This window comes from Chlorogloeopsis sp. ULAP01 (genome assembly GCF_030381805.1).
Taxonomy (GTDB): domain Bacteria; phylum Cyanobacteriota; class Cyanobacteriia; order Cyanobacteriales; family Nostocaceae; genus Chlorogloeopsis.
In genome coordinates this window covers 69,790-88,494 of sequence record NZ_JAUDRH010000004.1, presented here as the reverse complement: position 1 = coordinate 88,494, position 18,705 = coordinate 69,790, and the positions used below count along the sequence as shown (strand labels likewise).

12 protein-coding genes are annotated in these 18,705 nt (G+C 42.4%); 4 read left to right on the top strand and 8 right to left on the bottom strand.

What is annotated here, in order from left to right; translation table 11 throughout:
* Positions 1 to 12 precede the first annotated feature (12 nt).
* From QUB80_RS08985 to QUB80_RS08970, 4 genes are all read right to left on the bottom strand, one after another.
* Positions 13 to 2,214 (bottom strand): hybrid sensor histidine kinase/response regulator, encoded by a 2,202-nt coding sequence (locus QUB80_RS08985; protein ID WP_289789166.1) that lies wholly within the window; start codon positions 2,212 to 2,214, stop codon positions 13 to 15.
* 171 nt (positions 2,215 to 2,385) lie between these two features.
* On the bottom strand, positions 2,386 to 2,970 hold the full coding sequence (locus QUB80_RS08980; RefSeq protein WP_289789165.1) for a chemotaxis protein CheB: 585 nt from the start codon (positions 2,968 to 2,970) through the stop codon (positions 2,386 to 2,388).
* A gap of 107 nt (positions 2,971 to 3,077) precedes the next feature.
* Positions 3,078 to 3,902 (bottom strand): CheR family methyltransferase, encoded by an 825-nt coding sequence (locus tag QUB80_RS08975; protein ID WP_289789164.1) that lies wholly within the window; start codon positions 3,900 to 3,902, stop codon positions 3,078 to 3,080.
* A 417-nt stretch (positions 3,903 to 4,319) separates the two neighbouring features.
* A complete protein-coding gene (locus QUB80_RS08970; RefSeq protein ID WP_289789163.1) occupies positions 4,320 to 10,928 on the bottom strand; it encodes a HAMP domain-containing protein in 6,609 nt (2,202 codons plus the stop codon).
* 555 nt (positions 10,929 to 11,483) lie between these two features.
* Here QUB80_RS08970 and QUB80_RS08965 point away from each other — a divergent pair.
* From QUB80_RS08965 to QUB80_RS08955, 3 genes are all read left to right on the top strand, one after another.
* Positions 11,484 to 12,503, top strand: coding sequence for an ABC transporter ATP-binding protein (locus QUB80_RS08965; RefSeq protein ID WP_289789162.1), 1,020 nt, complete (start codon positions 11,484 to 11,486; stop codon positions 12,501 to 12,503).
* 264 nt (positions 12,504 to 12,767) lie between these two features.
* Positions 12,768 to 13,664, top strand: coding sequence for an ABC transporter permease (locus QUB80_RS08960; RefSeq protein ID WP_289789161.1), 897 nt, complete (start codon positions 12,768 to 12,770; stop codon positions 13,662 to 13,664).
* A 46-nt stretch (positions 13,665 to 13,710) separates the two neighbouring features.
* Positions 13,711 to 14,100 (top strand): hypothetical protein, encoded by a 390-nt coding sequence (locus QUB80_RS08955; RefSeq protein WP_289789160.1) that lies wholly within the window; start codon positions 13,711 to 13,713, stop codon positions 14,098 to 14,100.
* Positions 14,101 to 14,220: 120 nt separating this feature from the next.
* Here QUB80_RS08955 and QUB80_RS08950 read toward each other — a convergent pair whose 3' ends face one another.
* A complete protein-coding gene (locus QUB80_RS08950; RefSeq protein WP_289789159.1) occupies positions 14,221 to 14,658 on the bottom strand; it encodes a peroxiredoxin in 438 nt (145 codons plus the stop codon).
* Positions 14,659 to 14,837: 179 nt separating this feature from the next.
* Here QUB80_RS08950 and QUB80_RS08945 point away from each other — a divergent pair, with 179 nt between their 5' ends.
* Positions 14,838 to 15,242: an Npun_F0494 family protein gene (locus QUB80_RS08945; protein ID WP_289789158.1), complete on the top strand. Its 405-nt coding sequence runs from the start codon at positions 14,838 to 14,840 to the stop codon at positions 15,240 to 15,242.
* 77 nt (positions 15,243 to 15,319) lie between these two features.
* On the opposite strand, the gene QUB80_RS08940 is transcribed toward QUB80_RS08945, so the two are convergent.
* The 3 genes from QUB80_RS08940 to pyrG form a co-directional block, all read right to left on the bottom strand.
* Positions 15,320 to 16,351, bottom strand: a complete 1,032-nt coding sequence (locus tag QUB80_RS08940) for an HMA2 domain-containing protein (protein WP_289789157.1) — start codon at positions 16,349 to 16,351, stop codon at positions 15,320 to 15,322.
* A gap of 61 nt (positions 16,352 to 16,412) precedes the next feature.
* On the bottom strand, positions 16,413 to 16,841 hold the full coding sequence (locus tag QUB80_RS08935; protein WP_289789156.1) for a hypothetical protein: 429 nt from the start codon (positions 16,839 to 16,841) through the stop codon (positions 16,413 to 16,415).
* A 162-nt stretch (positions 16,842 to 17,003) separates the two neighbouring features.
* Positions 17,004 to 18,641, bottom strand: coding sequence for a CTP synthase (gene pyrG / locus QUB80_RS08930; protein ID WP_289789155.1), 1,638 nt, complete (start codon positions 18,639 to 18,641; stop codon positions 17,004 to 17,006).
* Positions 18,642 to 18,705: the final 64 nt, after the last annotated feature.

Here is an 18,705-nt window from a genome sequence, read left to right as displayed (position 1 = left end):
TAACCAATTTTCTCAGACAATACAATTGCTTTGTACCAATTTTGCCACCGAACTAATCAAATTAATTGGTTCGACTGGTTTGGATATATATATTTGGAAGGCTGATTCCTGGGAAGTTTTAGAATCTTCTTGCGGTTTGGAATCGGTGAACAGTGCTATAGCTGGTATTTTTCCGTGTTTTTGTGGTTGTAAATTTCTTAATTTTTGGAGCAGGGTATAGTCGTCTTCCTTTAGCAAGCAAATGTCAGCAATCAAGATATCTGGTTGGGATTTGTCTATAGCTGAAAGTGCTAAATTAACTGAAGCGACAGCTGTTACTTTTGCTCCAGATTCTTGCAGTAAGCTGGAGATCTGCTCTTGCGTTTCAGTATCGTCTACTAGTAAAATCTGCAAACCACAAAGAGGTGACTCTGGTGAAGACAAAGATGTTAACTGGTGAGCAGATAGATTAGACTTTTTTAGGCGATCGCCCCATTCGCCCTCCTCTGTATCCTCCCCTGTCTGTTGCTGCTCTGTTTCTAATAAAGGTAGTGTGACAGTAAAGGTGGCTCCCTGCCCTACTCCTGCACTATCAGCATGAACACTCCCACCATGCATTTCTACTAAATAACGCACGATCGCCAAACCTAGTCCCAATCCACCGTGGTTTCTAGTTATACTGCCATCTGCTTGACGAAAGCGATCAAAAACATGGGGAAGAAAATCTGGGCTAATACCAATACCTGTGTCTTTTACAGTAATTTGAGCATAATTAGGAATTGGTGATTGGGGATTGGCTGTTTTTCTATCTTTAGTATCTAATCCCCAGTCACTAGCCCGTGACAATCGCACCTCTATTTTGCCGCCACTAGGTGTGAATTTAATTGCATTGTTAAGCAAATTCCATACAACTTGCTGTAAACGATTGGAATCTCCTGAGACGATCAAAGAGGAGGGAGGGAAAAGAGAAGAAGGTGAGGCAGAAGAATTATTTTCTTCCTCTATCTTCCCCTGTTGCTGTGTCTCACCCTCTGTTTGACTAGATTCAATAAAGTACTTGAGTTGAATATTTTTCGCTTCTGCTTCCAGATATGCGCCGTTGGTAACGGTTGAAATGATGGTTTCCAGATTCACGGGACAGATATTAAGATTTAGTTTGCCTCGCATAATCCGCGAAACATCTAAAATATCTTCTATTAATTGTGCTTGCAAAGTTGCATTGCGTTCAATTGTTTCTATTGCACGGGCGATCGCTTTTTCGTCTAATTTTCGCTGACGCAGTAGTCTTGCCCAACCGAGTATGGAAGTTAGGGGTGTGCGGAGTTCGTGGGAGAGGGTTGCTAAAAATTCATCTTTGAGGCGATTTGCTGTTTCTGCTTCTTGCCGTGCAGCCTGTTCACGAATGAGTTTGATGTGTTCTTCTTCAGCTTTTTTGCGATCTGTAGAATCTTCTACTGTGCCGACAAACCCGATCACGTTACCTTCTTCTGAAAGCATTGGGGATGAGGATAGGTAAACCCAACGCTCATTTTTTTCCGGAGTGAGGATGCGAAATTCGCCTTTATATTCTCGACCTTCTCTTGTTGCAGTATACCAGTCAGCAACAATCTGTTTTTTGTCTTGCAAATGAATTCTTTGCGTCCAAGCTTCGTCTAAATTATCCTGGTTTGTCAAACCAAAGATAGCTTGGTAGCAGGGATTAACGTAAGTGCATTTACCTAATTTATCTGCAAGAAATATACCTACAGGTGAACAAGCACTCAAAGAGCGAAACATTTCTTCGCGTTTTCTGAGTTCGGCATTCATTGCTGCTAATTGTAAGGCTTGTCGCTTCACCTCAGCAGTTTTCTGAAATAAATCAATAAATGCTGCCACTTTAGATTTCAAAATTTCTGGCTCAATTGGCTTGAATAAGTAATCTACTGCTCCCAGTGAATAGCCTTTATACACCATATTGTCGCTGGTGTTGAAAGCTGTAACAAAAATAATTGGTGTGTGGCGCGATCGCTCTCGCTGTCGAATCAGAGTTGCTGTCTCGAACCCGTCCATATCTGGCATCTGCACATCCAACAGTATTACGGCAAAATCCTGATTGAGCAAATGTCGTAAGGCTTCTGCACCTGAGGTAGCCCTGACTAAATTTTGACCGAGGCTATCTAAAATTGCCTCTAGGGCTAATAAATTTTCTGGATGGTCGTCTACCAACAGAACATTGACTTTCGGTTCAAATGACATTTCGACTGTACACTTTTAGAAATAGACCAAGCGGTTTTGGTATCTTTGTTATTGACTTTGACGTGTTAGCTGGCTCTGTTCACACTATCTTAAGTTATAGATTTGCCTGTTTGCTAATATCAATAGTTTATAGGTTATTGGAAAATAAATATTGAGATAAAAACTTTAGCATTAAAGTTTGCAGATATTTACTAAGAAAAATGCAATATCCTCTAAGGGTATAATTTTATCTACCACTCCAGTAGTGATGGCAGCAGCAGGCATAATCGGACAAGAGGCTGTGGATGGCTCTTCTACTATAGTTAAGCCACCTCTTGCTTTAATTCTAACTAGTCCTTGCACACCATCTTGATTGGCTCCTGTCAACAGTACACCAATGACGTTTTCTGCGTATGCATCTGCTGCTGTCTCAAAAAGCACATCTATTGATGGTCGTGCGTAGGTGACAGGAGCATCTGTAGACAAAGTAAAATAATCATAATTTACGGTTTTGTCCTTATTTTCTATCAGCAAATGATAATCGGCTGGTGCTAAATATACTGAACCCGCTAATATTTCTTCTTTGTCTTCTGCCTCTTTGACACTTAGTTGAGTGCAATTCTGCAATAAAGCTCTTAGTGTGTAATCAGAATCTTTATGACGATGTTGGACAACAGCTATAGGCACTGGGAAGTTTTGGGGCAAGCCCGATAGTATCACTTGTAAAGCGTTTAATCCACCCAAAGAAGTGCCGATAACAATCAGTTTAAACGTCATAATTTTGTTACTGGTTGATAAATAGAGACGCGATATTCCTCGCATCTGTGCATGATGTAGTCGTGTCACGCCAGTAGTGGCGTGACAAGATCAAAATGGTGTAACCACTAACTAATTCTGCGATAAAGCTTTTCACTGCCTACTATCTGCTCATAGTCTTTTTCATGGGGTGTAAACCTGATTGATTCTTGACGTCCTAAGCCTAAAACTCCTAATCTAATTAAGCTATCGTATAAAAGTGTATGAACTCTACTTTGCAATGCTTTGTTAAAATAGATTAAAACATTCCGACAAAAAATTACATTAAATTCATTAAAAGAATTATCGGTTGCTAAGTTGTGTAATGAAAAAATAATATTTTCCTTCAGTTCTGATGAGAAAATAGCATTACCATATGCAGCAGTATAATATTCAGAAAAAGATGCTTTTCCTCCTGCTTTTATATAATTGGCAGTATATTCTTGCATTAATTTTAGAGAAAAAATTCCAGATTTGGCTTTACGTAACACAGCATCATTAATATCAGTAGCGTATAATCGCGAACGGTGATAAAGACCTTCTTCTTTAAGCAAAATTGCCATAGAATAAACCTCTTCGCCTGTAGAGCAACCCGCGTGCCAAATGCGAATAAAAGGATAAGTTCTCAGTACTGGTACAACTTTTTGTCTAAATGTTAGAAAAAAGTCAGGATCGCGAAACATTGTTGTAACATTGACTGAAAGATTAAATAAAAATCTTTCCAGACATTCGCGATTGTGAAGAATTTTTTCTTGCAATCCAGATACTGTAGTTAAGCCTTCAGCATGAATCATGTTCCAGATCCGGCGTTTAAGTGAAGCCAAGGCATAATTTCTAAAATCGAATCCATGATAGCGATATACACCTTCTAAAAGTAATTGAATTTCTATATCTTCGAGTTGTTCTTTCTCCATAATATTTATTAAATCCACAATGAAGATACCTCATATAAATTTTGGATTTTAGATTTTGGATTAAAAGCATATATAGAGGCTTTATATCATGTTCGGTTAATCAAACTGAATAAAAATGTTTGCTCATAGTGAGGACTTTAGTCCTCAAGCCAGGACTGAAGTCCTTACTACAAACTGTTTATTATCGGTGATTTTGCAGACATTATATGATATGACTATTCTCCTTAAATTTGCAGCCTTTAATATCCCTTTTTAGGAAAGGAGACCTAAAATCTCCTTCCTAAAAAGAGGGATATTTAAGTACAAGTATTTGGAGAAATTGTGTTAACTATTATTGTTATAGAATTAAAGCATTAAATACGGCATCCATCTAAAAATAAGAAATTATCACTAATATCTCTGCCTGAAGATTTAAACTTATCGATATAGCCAAACACGCAGAAGTGAAAGCAACTGTTCGGTATCAACAGGTTTTGTGATGTAATCGGATGCACCAGCAGAAATACATTTTTCGCGATCGCCCTGCATAGCTTTAGCAGTCAGAGCAATAATAGGTAGTGATTTAAATTCGGGTAGTTGGCGGATGCGGCGGGTAGTTTCGTAACCGTCCATTTCTGGCATCATGATATCCATCAGCACAACATTGATATCTGGATTGTGTTGTAGAACTTCAATGCCATCATTACCGTTTTCTGCATACAAAATCTGCATTTGATAACGCTCAAGCACGCTAGTCAGGGCAAAGATGTTACGCACATCATCATCGACAATCAGTACTTTTTTGCCTGCAAGTAGAGAGTCAGAGTTTTGTAATTGTTCGAGCATTAAGCGTTTGGGTGCAGGCAGTTGGGCTTGCACACGGTGCAAAAACAAAGCCGTTTCATCAAAAAGCCGTTCGGGAGAACGCACATCCTTGACGATGATTGTCTCTGCTAAACGCCGCAGTTGCGTTTCTTGAGCTTTAGTTATTTCCCTGCCAGTGTAAATTACAATCGGAAGTGCTTCGCCATGGGGAGAAGATTTGATTTGTTCAATCAACTCAAATCCATCCATGTCTGGCAGCCCCAAATCCAGAACTAGGCAATCATAATGCTGGGAGGCAATGGCTGCTAGTGCTTCACTGCCAGTACTCACGGCAGTGGTCGCAACATCGCTGTTACCAATTAGTTCTATAATGCTTTGACGTTGATTCTCATCATCCTCTACGATCAGCAAATTTTTAACTCGCCGTTCAACAAAACCTTTGATTTTGGTTAATGCTTGGTGCAGCACTTCGCTATTAATCGGCTTTTGTAAATAGGCGATCGCTCCTTGTTGCAAACTGCGCTGACGTCCTTCTTCAACTGTCATGATATGTACTGGGATGTGGCGAGTATTAGGATCGTGCTTGAGGCGATCAAGTACCGTCCAACCGTCCATTCCCGGTAAGCGAATGTCGAGGATAATGGCAGCAGGCTGATATTCCCCTGCTAAAGCTAAACCTGCATTGCCAGTCTGGGCGACAATACCCTTAAACTCGTGTTGCCGTGCCATCTCCAACAAGATGCGGGCGAATTTGACATCGTCTTCGACAATTAAAAGTACGCGATCGCCTTGGGCTATGTTATCTCTGTCGTCTATTAGGGGAGTGGGGGAGAGTGGGAGAGTAAGGGAGAACTCTTCTGCTTGTCTGCTTGTCTGCTTGTCAGCTTGTCTGCTTGTCTGCTTTTCTCCCTTGTCTCCTCCTGGTTGGGGCAAATATAGCGTAAATGTGCTACCTTCTCCCAACGAACTAGTAAGTTTAATTTCACCACCAAGTAGGTAAGTAATTTCCCGACTAATCGATAAGCCCAAACCTGTACCGCCATATTTGCGACTGGTGGTACCATCTGCCTGCTGAAACGCCTCGAAAATAATTTTTTGCTTTTCTGGAGCAATGCCAATACCTGTATCCTTGACTGCCAAGGCTATCACCCAAGGGGCATTAGTCAAAGTTTGGCGATCGGAACTCCAACCTTGCTTTGCCTCAAAGATGCGTAAGTTTACCTCACCACGTTCTGTGAATTTAAATGCGTTTGCCAAAAGATTTTTGAGAACTTGTTGCAGACGTTTAGCATCGGTATAAATTGTTTTAGGTAACTCTGGAGCCAGTTCAATAGTAAAGTTAAGTCCTTTGTCTTGAGCAAACTGCCTAAAATTACGTTCTATATGCTCTTGCAAGTCGGACAACCGCATCTGTTCCATGTCAATTGACATGGTTCCAGATTCGATTTTTGCCAAATCCAAAATATCGTTGATTAATGACAATAAATCGTTTCCGGCAGAGTAAATTGTGCGGCTATATTCTACTTGCTTATCGGTGAGGTTAGCATCAACGTTGTCCGCTAGCAATTTAGCTAAAATTAATAGGCTGTTGAGCGGTGTCCGCAATTCGTGCGACATATTCGCTAGAAACTCGGACTTATACTTGGACGAAAGCGCCAGCTGTTCGGCTTTTTCTTCCAAAGACAGTCTTGCCTGCTCAATTTCTTGATTTTTGCGCTCAACCTCTTTATTTTGCTGTGCTAATAACTCTGCCTTTTCTTCTAGCTCGGCATTAGTTTTTTGTAATTCTTCTTGCTGGTTCTTCAGTAAATCCTCGGATGACTTGAGCGTTTGAGCTTGTTGTTCTAAACGCTTGTTGGTTTCCCGAAGTTCGTTTTGCTGAATTTGTAACTCCTCTGCCAGAGACTGCGACTGCTTGAGTAGTTCTTCTGTACGCATACTGGCAGCGATGGTGTTTAATACGATCGCTATACTTTCTGTCAGTTGATCAAAGAATGTCAGGTGAATTTCGCTAAAGCGTTGGAAGGAAGCAAGTTCAATTACTGCCGTTACTTGTCCTTCAAATAGTACGGGTAGCACCACAACATTGAGGGGAGTCGCTTCGCCCAAGCCAGAACTAATTTTGATATAGTTGTGCGGTACTTCCGTCAGCAAAATCCGTTCTTTTTCTAAAGCACATTGTCCCACCAAGCCTTCACCCAAGTAAAAGCGGTTGGCAAGATGTTTGCGTTCGCGATAGGCATAGCTGCTGAGTAGTTTTAAAAATGCTGGAGTTTCCGCAGCTTCTACAATGTAGAAAACGCCATGAGATGCACCCACCAGTGGTGCCAACTCCGAGAGAATTAGTTTAGATACAGTTTCTAAATCGCGCTGCCCTTGTAGCATCCGAGTGAACTTAGCCAGGTTCGTTTTCAACCAGTCTTGTTCGGTATTTTTCTGCGTTGTTTCTCGCAGGTTGGCAATCATCTGGTTGATGTTGTCTTTGAGGATGGCTACTTCACCTTGAGCTTCAACGGAAATTGAACGTGTCAAGTCACCCTTAGTAACGGCAGTTGCCACTTCGGCGATCGTCCGCAACTGAGTAGTTAGTGTGGCAGCTAGTTCGTTGACGTTATCGGTTAAATCTTTCCAGGTACCAGCAGCCCCCGGTACTTTGGCTTGCCCGCCTAACTTACCTTCAATCCCTACTTCCCGCGCCACTGTGGTGACTTGATTAGCAAAAGTCGCCAGTGTATCAATCATTTCATTGATTGTTTCTGCCAAAGCCTCGATTTCGCCCTTGGCATCCAGCATCAGTTTCCGCTTCAAATCACCGTTAGCAACTGCTGTCACCACCTTGGCAATGCCTCGCACCTGTGCCGTCAAGTTACTCGCCATCGAGTTCACATTGTCGGTCAAATCTTTCCATGTTCCAGCTACACCTTGAACCTGGGCTTGTCCGCCAAGTTTTCCTTCAGTTCCTACCTCCCGTGCAACCCGCGTTACTTCTGATGCAAAGGAACTAAGTTGATCTACCATTACATTGATAGTATTTTTCAACTCGAAAATTTCACCTTTGACATCAACAGTGATTTTCTTAGAAAGGTCACCATTTGCCACCGCCTTCGTCACTTCAGCAATGTTGCGCACCTGTGCCGTCAGGTTGCCTGCCATCGAGTTAACGTTATCGGTTAAATCTTTCCACGTGCCAGCAACACCCCGCACATAAGCTTGCACGCCAAGTTTACCTTCGGTTCCTACCTCCCGTGCAACCCGCGTTACCTCAGAAGCAAAGGAGTTAAGCTGATCCACCATCGTGTTTATGGTGTTTTTTAACTCCAAAATCTCACCTTTGACATCAACAGTGATTTTCTTAGAAAGATCACCATTCGCCACTGCCGTCGCAACTTCAGCAATATTACGGACTTGCGATGTCAAATTTCCAGCCATCATATTCACGCTGTCTGTCAAGTCCTTCCAAGTGCCAGCAACACCCTTGACTTCTGCTTGGACACCGAGTTTACCTTCAGTTCCTACCTCCCGTGCAACCCGCGTTACCTCAGAAGCAAAGGAGTTAAGCTGATCCACCATCGTGTTGATAGTGTTTTTAAGTTCTAAAATCTCACCCTTGACATCAACGGTGATTTTCTTGGAAAGGTCACCATTTGCCACTGCTGTTGTCACTGCGGCAATGTTACGCACCTGTGCTGTCAAAGAACCAGCCATAAAGTTAACGCTGTCGGTTAAATCTTTCCAAGTGCCGGCAACACCTCTGACATCTGCTTGTACGCCAAGTTTACCTTCAGAACCTACCTCCCGTGCAACCCGCGTTACCTCAGAAGCAAAGGAATTGAGCTGATCCACCATAATATTAATGGTGCTTTTCAACTCCAGAATTTCACCTTTTACTTGTACCGTAATTTTCTTGGAAAGATCACCGTTAGCGATTGCTGTAGCAACTTCTGCAATACTGCGCACTTGATCGGTGAGGTTACCCGCCATCATATTTACTGCACCGGTCAAGTCTTTCCAAGTACCTGCAACACCTTTAACCTCAGCTTGCACACCAAGTTTTCCTTCGGTTCCCACTTCACGGGCTACCCGCGTTACTTCAGAAGCGAAAGAACTAAGCTGATCCACCATTGTGTTAATGGTGTTTTTGAGTTCTAAAATCTCACCCTTGACATCAACGGTGATTTTCTTGGAAAGGTCACCATTTGCCACTGCTGTCGTCACTTCAGCTATGTTGCGTACCTGTGCTGTTAAAGAACCCGCCATGAAGTTTACACTGTCAGTCAAGTCCTTCCACGTACCAGCAACACCCTTCACTTCCGCTTGCACGCCCAGCTTACCTTCTGCGCCTACTTCGCGGGCAACTCGCGTCACTTCACCAGCAAAGGAGTTAAGCTGATCCACCATTGTGTTAATGGTGTTTTTGAGTTCTAAAATTTCACCTTTAACATCAACGGTGATTTTCTTGGATAAATCGCCATTTGCTACTGCTGTCGTCACTTCGGCAATGTTGCGTACCTGTGCTGTCAAAGAGCCCGCCATGAAGTTCACACTATCGGTCAAGTCTTTCCAAGTACCTGCTACACCTCTGACATCTGCTTGTACGCCAAGTTTACCTTCAGAACCTACCTCCCGTGCAACCCGCGTTACCTCAGAAGCGAAGGAACCAAGCTGATCCACCATGATATTAATGGTGTTTTTGAGTTCAAAAATTTCGCCTTTAACATCGACAGTAATTTTCTTGGAGAGATCACCGTTGGCAATTGCTGTAGCAACTTCCGCAATATTACGGACTTGTCCTGTCAAATTTCCTGCCATCATGTTCACACTGTCGGTCAAGTCCTTCCACGTGCCAGCAACACCTGGCACTTGGGCTTGCACGCCAAGCTTACCTTCGGTTCCCACCTCACGAGCTACCCGCGTTACCTCAGAAGCAAAGGAATTGAGCTGATCCACCATTGTATTAATGGTGTTCTTCAACTCCAAAATTTCGCCTTTGACATCGACAGTGATTTTCTTGGAAAGGTCACCATTGGCCACGGCTGTCGTTACTTCAGCAATATTGCGCACTTGTGCAGTCAGAGAACCCGCCATAAAGTTCACGCTGTCAGTCAAGTCTTTCCATGTACCAGCTACACCCTTGACTTCTGCTTGACCACCGAGTTTTCCTTCTGCACCTACTTCCCGTGCAACCCGCGTTACCTCAGACGCAAAGGAATTGAGCTGATCCACCATGATGTTCACGGTGTTTTTCAACTCTAAAATTTCACCCTTGACATTAACAGTAATCTTCTTTGAGAGGTCACCATTTGCCACAGCTGTCGTTACTTCAGCAATATTACGGACTTGAGCAGTCAAGTTACCTGCCATCATATTCACCGACTCTGTCAAGTCTCGCCAAGTGCCAGCGACACCTCTAACTTCTGCTTGCACGCCGAGTTTTCCTTCTATACCTACTTCACGGGCAACTCGCGTGACTTCAGACGCAAAGGAATTGAGTTGATCTACCATTGTGTTAATGGTATCTTTCAACTCTAAAATCTCACCTTTAACATCAACGGTAATTTTCTTAGAAAGGTCGCCATTTGCCACTGCTGTTGTTACTTCAGCAATATTACGGACTTGAGCAGTCAAGTTACCTGCCATCAAGTTGACGCTATCAGTTAAATCCTTCCAAGTACCAGCCACTCCTGGCACTTGGGCTTGCACACCAAGTTTTCCTTCAGTTCCCACCTCACGAGCAACCCGCGTTACTTCACTGGCAAACCCATTGAGCTGATCCACCATCGTATTTACCATTTGGGCAGTTTGGTAAAATTCTCCTTTGAGGGGCCTGCCTTCAATTTCTGGTGCAATCCTTTGAGATAAATCGCCATTTGCCACTGCCCGGATTACTCGTGCTGTTTCCGCTGTCGGCTGCACTAAATCTGTAATCAGTGTATTGACAGAAGTAACACAAGCAGACCAAGAACCGCGTACATTTCCCAAAGAAGCACGTTCGGAGATTTTGCCTTCTTTACCAACAACGTTACCAATTCGCTGTAGCTCTGCTGCTAGTCGCTCATTTTGCTCAATAATATCGTTGAGTGCATCGGCAATTTTTCCTGCCATGCCAGTTTGATCTATGGGCATTCGCGCTGAAAAGTCGCCTTTTTTTACAGCTGATAGGGTTCTCAGTAGTTGTTTTAAATCTAAATTATCGCTTTCTTTGGTTAACTGTTCAGTGGGCATACGGTTGAATGCAAAAATTTATACACTTAGTGCTAGAGCCGACTACTAGTTTCAATTGCGCTTTTCGACAACGAGGTTTACCAACCCATTTAGTTACGCCAGAAGAAACTTTGCTTGTTGTCTAGTTGGCTGTGCTGTGATGTATAGACTATAACGAATTTACAAAAATTCCGATGTAGCTATATAAATAAATCTATCTACAAGTAGGATTAAAATTTATTAAGATAGGCAAACCCAAAATTTAGAAAGTAATCATAACAAAGCGATCGCTTCTTTACTCAAGTGTTAGATTACTTAGATTACACAACTGGTGCTACGAACGACAAAATATATCCGCTTGCGTGCAGGTTTTGGCAACTAGAGGAATTAGCTAAGGCGCTATTGGAATTTAATAGCCAAAGGGATTTAGTAAATTACTTAACAAATATATCCTCACCCCAAATCAGTCAATAAGACTCAAAAGCAGTATCTAAGCCATCGCCTTACCTCACACTACTCAACTACAATAGAGGTAGACATTGTTGAGATTTGTATAGTTGTTAGGGATAAGCTGTCATGGCTCCCGCCGTTTTAATTGAAAATCTAAAAAAGCGTTATGGTTCAGTTGAAGCTGTTAAGGATGTTTCCTTTCAGGTTGAACCAGGAGAAATTTTTGGTTTACTAGGGCCAAATGGAGCAGGTAAAACTACTACTTTACGTGCTTTGTGTACCCTTACCACACCAGATGCTGGCAAAATAGAAGTATCTGGCATTTCGGTGTTAGATAATCCTAAAGCAGCAAGACAACGGCTTGGTTATGTAGCACAAGAAGTGGCTCCAGATAAGGTTCTAACTGGACGCGAACTGCTGGCACTACAAGCGGCACTTTATCACTTACCAGCAGCAGTGGCAAAACAACGTGTTGACACAGTACTGAGTTTGCTTGGTTTGCAGGAATACGCCAACAAAAAAACTGGTACTTATTCAGGTGGTTTGCGCAAGCGCCTTGACTTGGCTGCTGGATTACTGCACGCACCGGATGTACTAGTTTTAGATGAGCCAACCGTTGGGCTTGACATTGAAAGTCGTTTTATCGTCTGGGAATTTCTACGAAAGCTGCGAGAAGCAGGAACAACGGTTGTGATTACCAGCCATTACTTAGAAGAGATTGACGCTTTAGCCGATCGCGTGGCAATCATTGATCGTGGAGTTGTAATTGCGACTGGCACACCTTCCCAACTGAAAGATAAAGTGGGAGGCGATCGCATTACCTTACGCATCCAAGAGTTTACACCACCAGAGGAAGCCGAAAAAGCCAAAGAGTTACTAGCACCGTTACCATTTGTCCAAGAAGTAATTATCAATAGCGCTCAAGGCAATTCCCTTAACTTGGTGGTAACACCACAAAATGACACTTTAATAAGCATTCAGCAAGCCCTAAATCATGCTGGATTGCCTATATTTGGTATTTCCCAATCTCGCCCTAGCCTAGATGACGTTTACCTGGCAGCAACAGGACGCACACTAATGGATGCGGAACTAGCTGCACTAGGAAATCGCGATCCGAAGGCGGAAAAAAAACAGAATATGAGATAGGGAAATAACCAACTACTGTACGGGCGGGTTTAGAAGATAAGTTATCAGTAGTAACCGAAAGTTAATCAACAAAACCTGCACGGCAGTCGCTACAACGCGCTTAACCCGACGCCAGGTGCTACAACGCGCTTAACCCGACGTCAGGTGCTACAACGCGCTTAACCCGCAAGGGCGCACTGGCTCCGCAAGGGCGCGCTGCCTCCCCTACTAAGTACTACCTACTACCTACTAACAACTAACTACTAACAATTACCAAAAATTGACATGAGTGGTACTGTCATACCTCCAAAACCGGATCTTAATTGGCAACAAGTTGCTGCACCAAAAGCTTACGTGGAAACTACTCACAATTTTTTTGGTGAGTTAGTTCAAGAAACTTTGGCGTTGACTCGTCGCTTATTTATTCAATTGCAGAGACGCCCTTCCACTTTGATAGCAGGAATTATTCAGCCTGTAATGTGGTTGGTGCTATTTGGCGCTTTATTTCAAAACGCACCGAAAGGTATATTTGGTGATACTCCAAACTATGCCCAATTTTTAAGCGCAGGTATCATTGTTTTTACAGCCTTTGGTGGAGCGCTGAATGCTGGTTTACCTGTGATGTTTGATCGCGAGTTTGGTTTTTTGAATCGCTTATTAGTGGCTCCCCTCGCATCACGGTATTCGATTGTTCTGGCTTCGGCAATTTTTATTATTAGTCAGAGTTTGCTGCAAGCAGCAGTAATTGTGGCAGCAGCTGCATTCTTGGGTGCAGGTGTACCAGATGCAACTGGGTTAGGTGCGATCGCTTTGATAGTCTTCCTCCTGGCTTTGGGTGTGACTGCGTTGAGCCTGGGATTGGCTTTTGCCTTACCGGGACACATAGAATTAATAGCAGTCATTTTTGTCTCTAACTTGCCACTATTATTCGCCAGCACCGCTTTGGCTCCTTTATCTTTTATGCCCAAGTGGTTGCAAATTATCGCTACCCTCAATCCCCTCAGCTATGCCATTGAACCAATTCGCTATCTCTATCTCCACAAAGATTGGGGATTAAATAGTGTAGTCATGCACGCTTTTTGGGGTGATGTTACTTTTGGCAGTACAATTCTCGTCTTACTGGGGTTTGCTGTTTTTGCTTTGCTAATTATCCAACCCCGACTACGACAAACTCTCTCATAAAATAGAAGCATCGTTATACTTGGAGGAACACGAGAGGGAAATCTGCATGAAAATCTTTTGTTTACCATTAAATCGGCTTACTGTCGCTACTTTTGCAAGTTTAAGCTTTGCCTCTTTGCTTATGCCGCAACCTAGTTTAGCTCAACTTAATAATCAGTACGACCAAACAACTTACGATTCACAGAATAACGATTTCTGTTCTGGTAATAGTCAAGACAGTTCTTTTAATGTATTCAACTTAATTCATTGCGCTAATCTTAGAGGGCGTAGTTGGGATTCTACTGAACAGAACTCAGACATTAACGATGTTGCCAGAGATTTTAAAGAAAGGCAAAAACTACGCTTACAACAGCAGCAAGGGCAACAGCAGACACAACCAAGTACAAGCTCGCCAGTAATTACGCTGCCAACGACTACACCCCAACAGAGTCAATGAATCGATTGCAATCATAGACATGGGGTATGGGGCAACCACAAGAGTTGCCCCTACATTGTAAATCTTAAAACACGATTGCTCGCGCCTGTAGAAAATTAACTAACAACCGCTCAAAGCTTTTTACAATCCGACTGCTGCTAGAACATCGCTGGCGTGGGTGGGAGTGTTGACATTGGAGTCAACGTGGGTAATTTTGCCGTTACCATCAATTACGTAGGTAACGCGCTTGGCATAGCCACCGCCATCGACATCGTAAGCTTTGATTAAAGTCTTATCGGTATCAGCTAGCAGGGGGAAATTGAGATTATATTTTTGAGTAAATGCCTGATGAGAGGCTTCATCATCTGCACTTACTCCTAACACCACAATATCTTTACTTTTATATTCTTCAGTGGCATCACGGAAGCTACAAGCCTGTTTAGTACAGCCTGGAGTGTCATCTTTGGGATAAAAATACAAAACCACTGTTTTGCCTTTGAAATCAGACAATGAAACGGTGTTGCCGTTAGTGTCTTTGGCGGTAAATGCAGGCGCATCTGTTCCAACTGCTAGAGGCATAATTTACCTTTCCTGTGTGAAAAATTTGATGCATTTGAAATTTTACAATAATTTACAATAATTAAATGAATAGCTCAAAAAAGTTATTACTCAGCATCAGTATGTAGCTGTCAGCTACAAGTTAAAACAGATATCTTTGTCTTTTAATTAATCAACCAAAATATTCTCAGGAAATAAAAATGCCAGCTGTTGATTCCCAAAGCCAGGAAACTCTCATATACCCACGTAACACTATAGAACGAGCCAAGCGATCGCTGCTGTGTTCTCCCTTCAATCTTAATTTATTTGCAGCTATGGTTTCCGAGAGGGTGGCTTTAAAGGAAATTATAGGTAATTCGGGTGTCCGCAATGGTTACACCAAACGTCCTTTATCAGAATTAGCAGCAGAAAACAATTTGGTATGGTTAATCCAAGTGGGTGTATTACGACGCGAAGTTGACGGACAGGGAATTACAGATAGTTTCCGCCTCACACCTGTTGGTCGTCAAGTCGTAAAAGAATGTCAAAGCCAACCTTGCCCCACTCCTAATTGGAGCGATCGCCTATCCGATGCGATGATTCGTTGGTTTAGATTGCCTTTTTAGAATTTGGGTTTAGTTGGTATTTAGTAAGTAGACACAATTAACTGTATAAAGAGATTGTCTCCAACACAACGTTGCTTTCAAAGCTGAACATATAGCCACAAATAATCGGGAGAGATTCTAGCGTTTACCTCGACAAGTTCCAACAATTCATCTAGTTTCTCTGGAGTCAAACCCAACTTTTGAGTTTTTGCTCGTACTTTTTCATTTCCTTTTAACTGAAAGAAAAGTTGCTGTACTTTTGCACCATCAATTTTAGATAAAGTGTCGTTAATTTTGGCTACAAGTTTAGTTTTAAAAAGATATTCAAAAGCATATTTCACTAATTCTTTGTACCACTTGCCCGAATCACCAGAAACTTTCAATTTGGTGAGGTTAACATTGATTGTTTCATCAATTACGGTTGCATCGAGTTCTGCTATCCCTACAGCAGCAATCGACATCCAGGGAGTATGATGCTTTTTACGAGTGATCGGATTAACAATAAAAGTTTCTCTGAACTTTCCATGAGCTTTGCCATTGATTAAAAAACCACCCTCCCTGAGAAAGGCTTCTAAATTTAGTTTGATACGCTGTAAATCTGTGTTTTTCTGATGTTCGGCTGCAAACTTATCAAGTTCAGCATTAAGAGGTTGTAATATTTGTATGGCAGGAATACCAATCTCAAATAGTTTATTTTCCAAATCAACATTAATGGGAAATTGATCGTCGATTTGAGAGAGATATTCTTCGGTTAGCTGAATTCCCGCGCTTTTGTTCGTTGCTTCAGCCACATCTTCCTGAGGCTGTTCGGTAGCAGGAGAAACATCTTCGATAACTACATCATTTTGCTCTGTGGTTGCTGTTCCAGGTTCCACATCAGCTTGTTGAATGCAGGTTGCCAGTTCTGTCTGCATTACTTTATTCTCAATTTCTGCGGAATTATACTGAACTACGATTGAAGCATTAGCAGCATTAACACGCACATCTGTAACCACGTCGAGAGACTTTACTATTTGCTGTAACCGATCGCTATAGTCGGGATCTATTTTGAGACGAGGAATCTTGATGCGAATTCTTCCGGCGATCGCGTGTACAACTTGATAGTCAACTTTTGGTGATTGAACTGGCATAATTACAAGTCCCTGGTATCTAGTACCCAGTTACTATTACCCGCTTCCAATTTTTGCTTGTCTACTCAACTAAAGAATATCCTGTCGTATTTCTGATGTAGCTCAAAACTTTCTCATAAGAAGCCGGATTACTTGCTGGGTTGATGATGATCGGAATAATACCGTCTGGCAACCAAAAAGTTATCCTACCGTTGGCTGGTTCATAACAAAAAGAACTGATGCAGTTGAGATTAATTAGATACTCATTTCTCTCGTAATGTATTTTTACCCAGTGGTTACTAGCTAATTCTGACTGTGTAAATTGTTCTACATACTCCAGAATCTTTTGGTAATCTTGTTGATTTGTTTGAGGATTAATAATAATCGGGATAGCACTATCAGGTAACCAAAAAGTTATCCTGCCGTTTTGCTCATAACAAAACGCGCTCACACGCTCAAAATTAACTACATATTCTCTCCTTTCGTAGTTGATTTTCATCCAGTACGCCACAAAATCCCCTTATGTCTAGGTACTAGGTACTGGGTACTGGGTACTAGGTATTGAGAAAATACTTTCCTAGTCCCTAATCCCTAGTCCCTAGTCCCTAATCTTCCACTTAGCAGAGTATAATTCTTGAACTACCCGAACGTTTTGCGTGATTTCTCTAGAAAATTAAAAAACTTCAAGAGGTATTTGTGTGCCTGAGGAAGATTCAAAACGAGCGATCGCAGCTTCGATAAATCCTTTAAACAAAGGATGGGGTGCGCTAGGGCGAGATTGAAATTCGGGATGAAATTGGCAGGCAATAAAGAAGGGGTGCTGTGGCAATTCTACAATTTCTACTAAGCGTCCATCAGGAGAAGAACCACTGATCAAATAGCCAGAGTCTAAAAACAGGTTGCGATAGGCGTTGTTGAATTCGTAACGATGGCGATGCCGTTCGTAAATCACTTCTTCTTGATAAAGACGAAATGCCAAGCTATTAGGAAGAATACGGCAAGGATATAAACCCAGACGCATTGTACCACCTAAATCTACTACATCTTGCTGCTCAGGCAACAGGTTAATAACAGGATTTTCTGTATGGGGTTCAAATTCGGCGCTATGGGCATCTGCAAATCCTGCCACATTTCTTGCCCATTCAATTACAGAGCATTGCATTCCCAAACACAAACCCAGGAAGGGAATTTGACGAATACGGGCGTATTTGATCGCTTCGATTTTTCCATCTACGCCGCGTACACCAAAGCCTCCGGGTACGATCACACCATCAACGCCATCTAAGTGATTTTCGACTCCCTCAACTTCCAATTTTTCTGAGTTTACCCAACGCAAGTGCAGCTCGCTACCCATAGCAATAGCAGCATGACGTAGCGCTTCCACTACAGAAAGATAGGCATCGCTTAATTGTACGTATTTACCGACAATGGCAATTTCTACCCGATGTTTGGGACTGTATAACCTTTCTACTAAAGTTTGCCACTGACTCAGATCCGGTTCGCGTTGCTCCATGCTCAAAAACTCTAGTGCTTCCTGTGCCAGTCCTTCCCGTTCTAAAATGAGCGGTACTTCATAGATACTCTTGGCATCGATGGCGGGAATTACCCCTTCTGGTGGCACATCGCAAAACTCGGATAACTTCTGTTTTAAACCTCCTGGCAAGGGGCGATCGCACCGACAAACTAAAATATCTGGTTGAATGCCAATCGATCGCAGTTCTTTGACTGAATGCTGTGTCGGCTTGGTTTTCATTTCACCTGCCGAAGCAATCCACGGTATCAAAGTAACGTGCAAATACAGGACGTTTTGTCGTCCTACATCCTTGCGGAACTGGCGAATTGCTTCCAAAAACGGCAGTGATTCTATATCGCCTACTGTACCGCCAATTTCTGTAATTACTACATCAGGATTCGTATCTCTTGCTACTCTAGAAATCCTGTCTTTAATTTCATTGGTGATGTGGGGAATTACCTGTACCGTGCCGCCATTATAGTCACCACGACGCTCTTTGTTGATTACCGCTTGATAAATTGAGCCAGTGGTAACACTATTAAGACGGGACATGGATGTATCGGTAAAGCGTTCGTAATGTCCCAAATCCAAGTCTGTTTCAGCACCATCTTGAGTAACAAATACTTCACCATGCTGAAAAGGACTCATGGTTCCTGGATCGACATTAATATAAGGATCAAGTTTGAGAATCGACACCGAATAATCTCGTGATTTGAGCAAGCGCCCCAAACTTGCTGCTACAATGCCCTTGCCGATACTTGAAACTACACCGCCGGTAACAAATACAAACTTCGTCATAATTCGTAAATTCTAGCAACTTCCCCAGATACACCCCGTCATTGTGCCACAGTATATTGTTGTG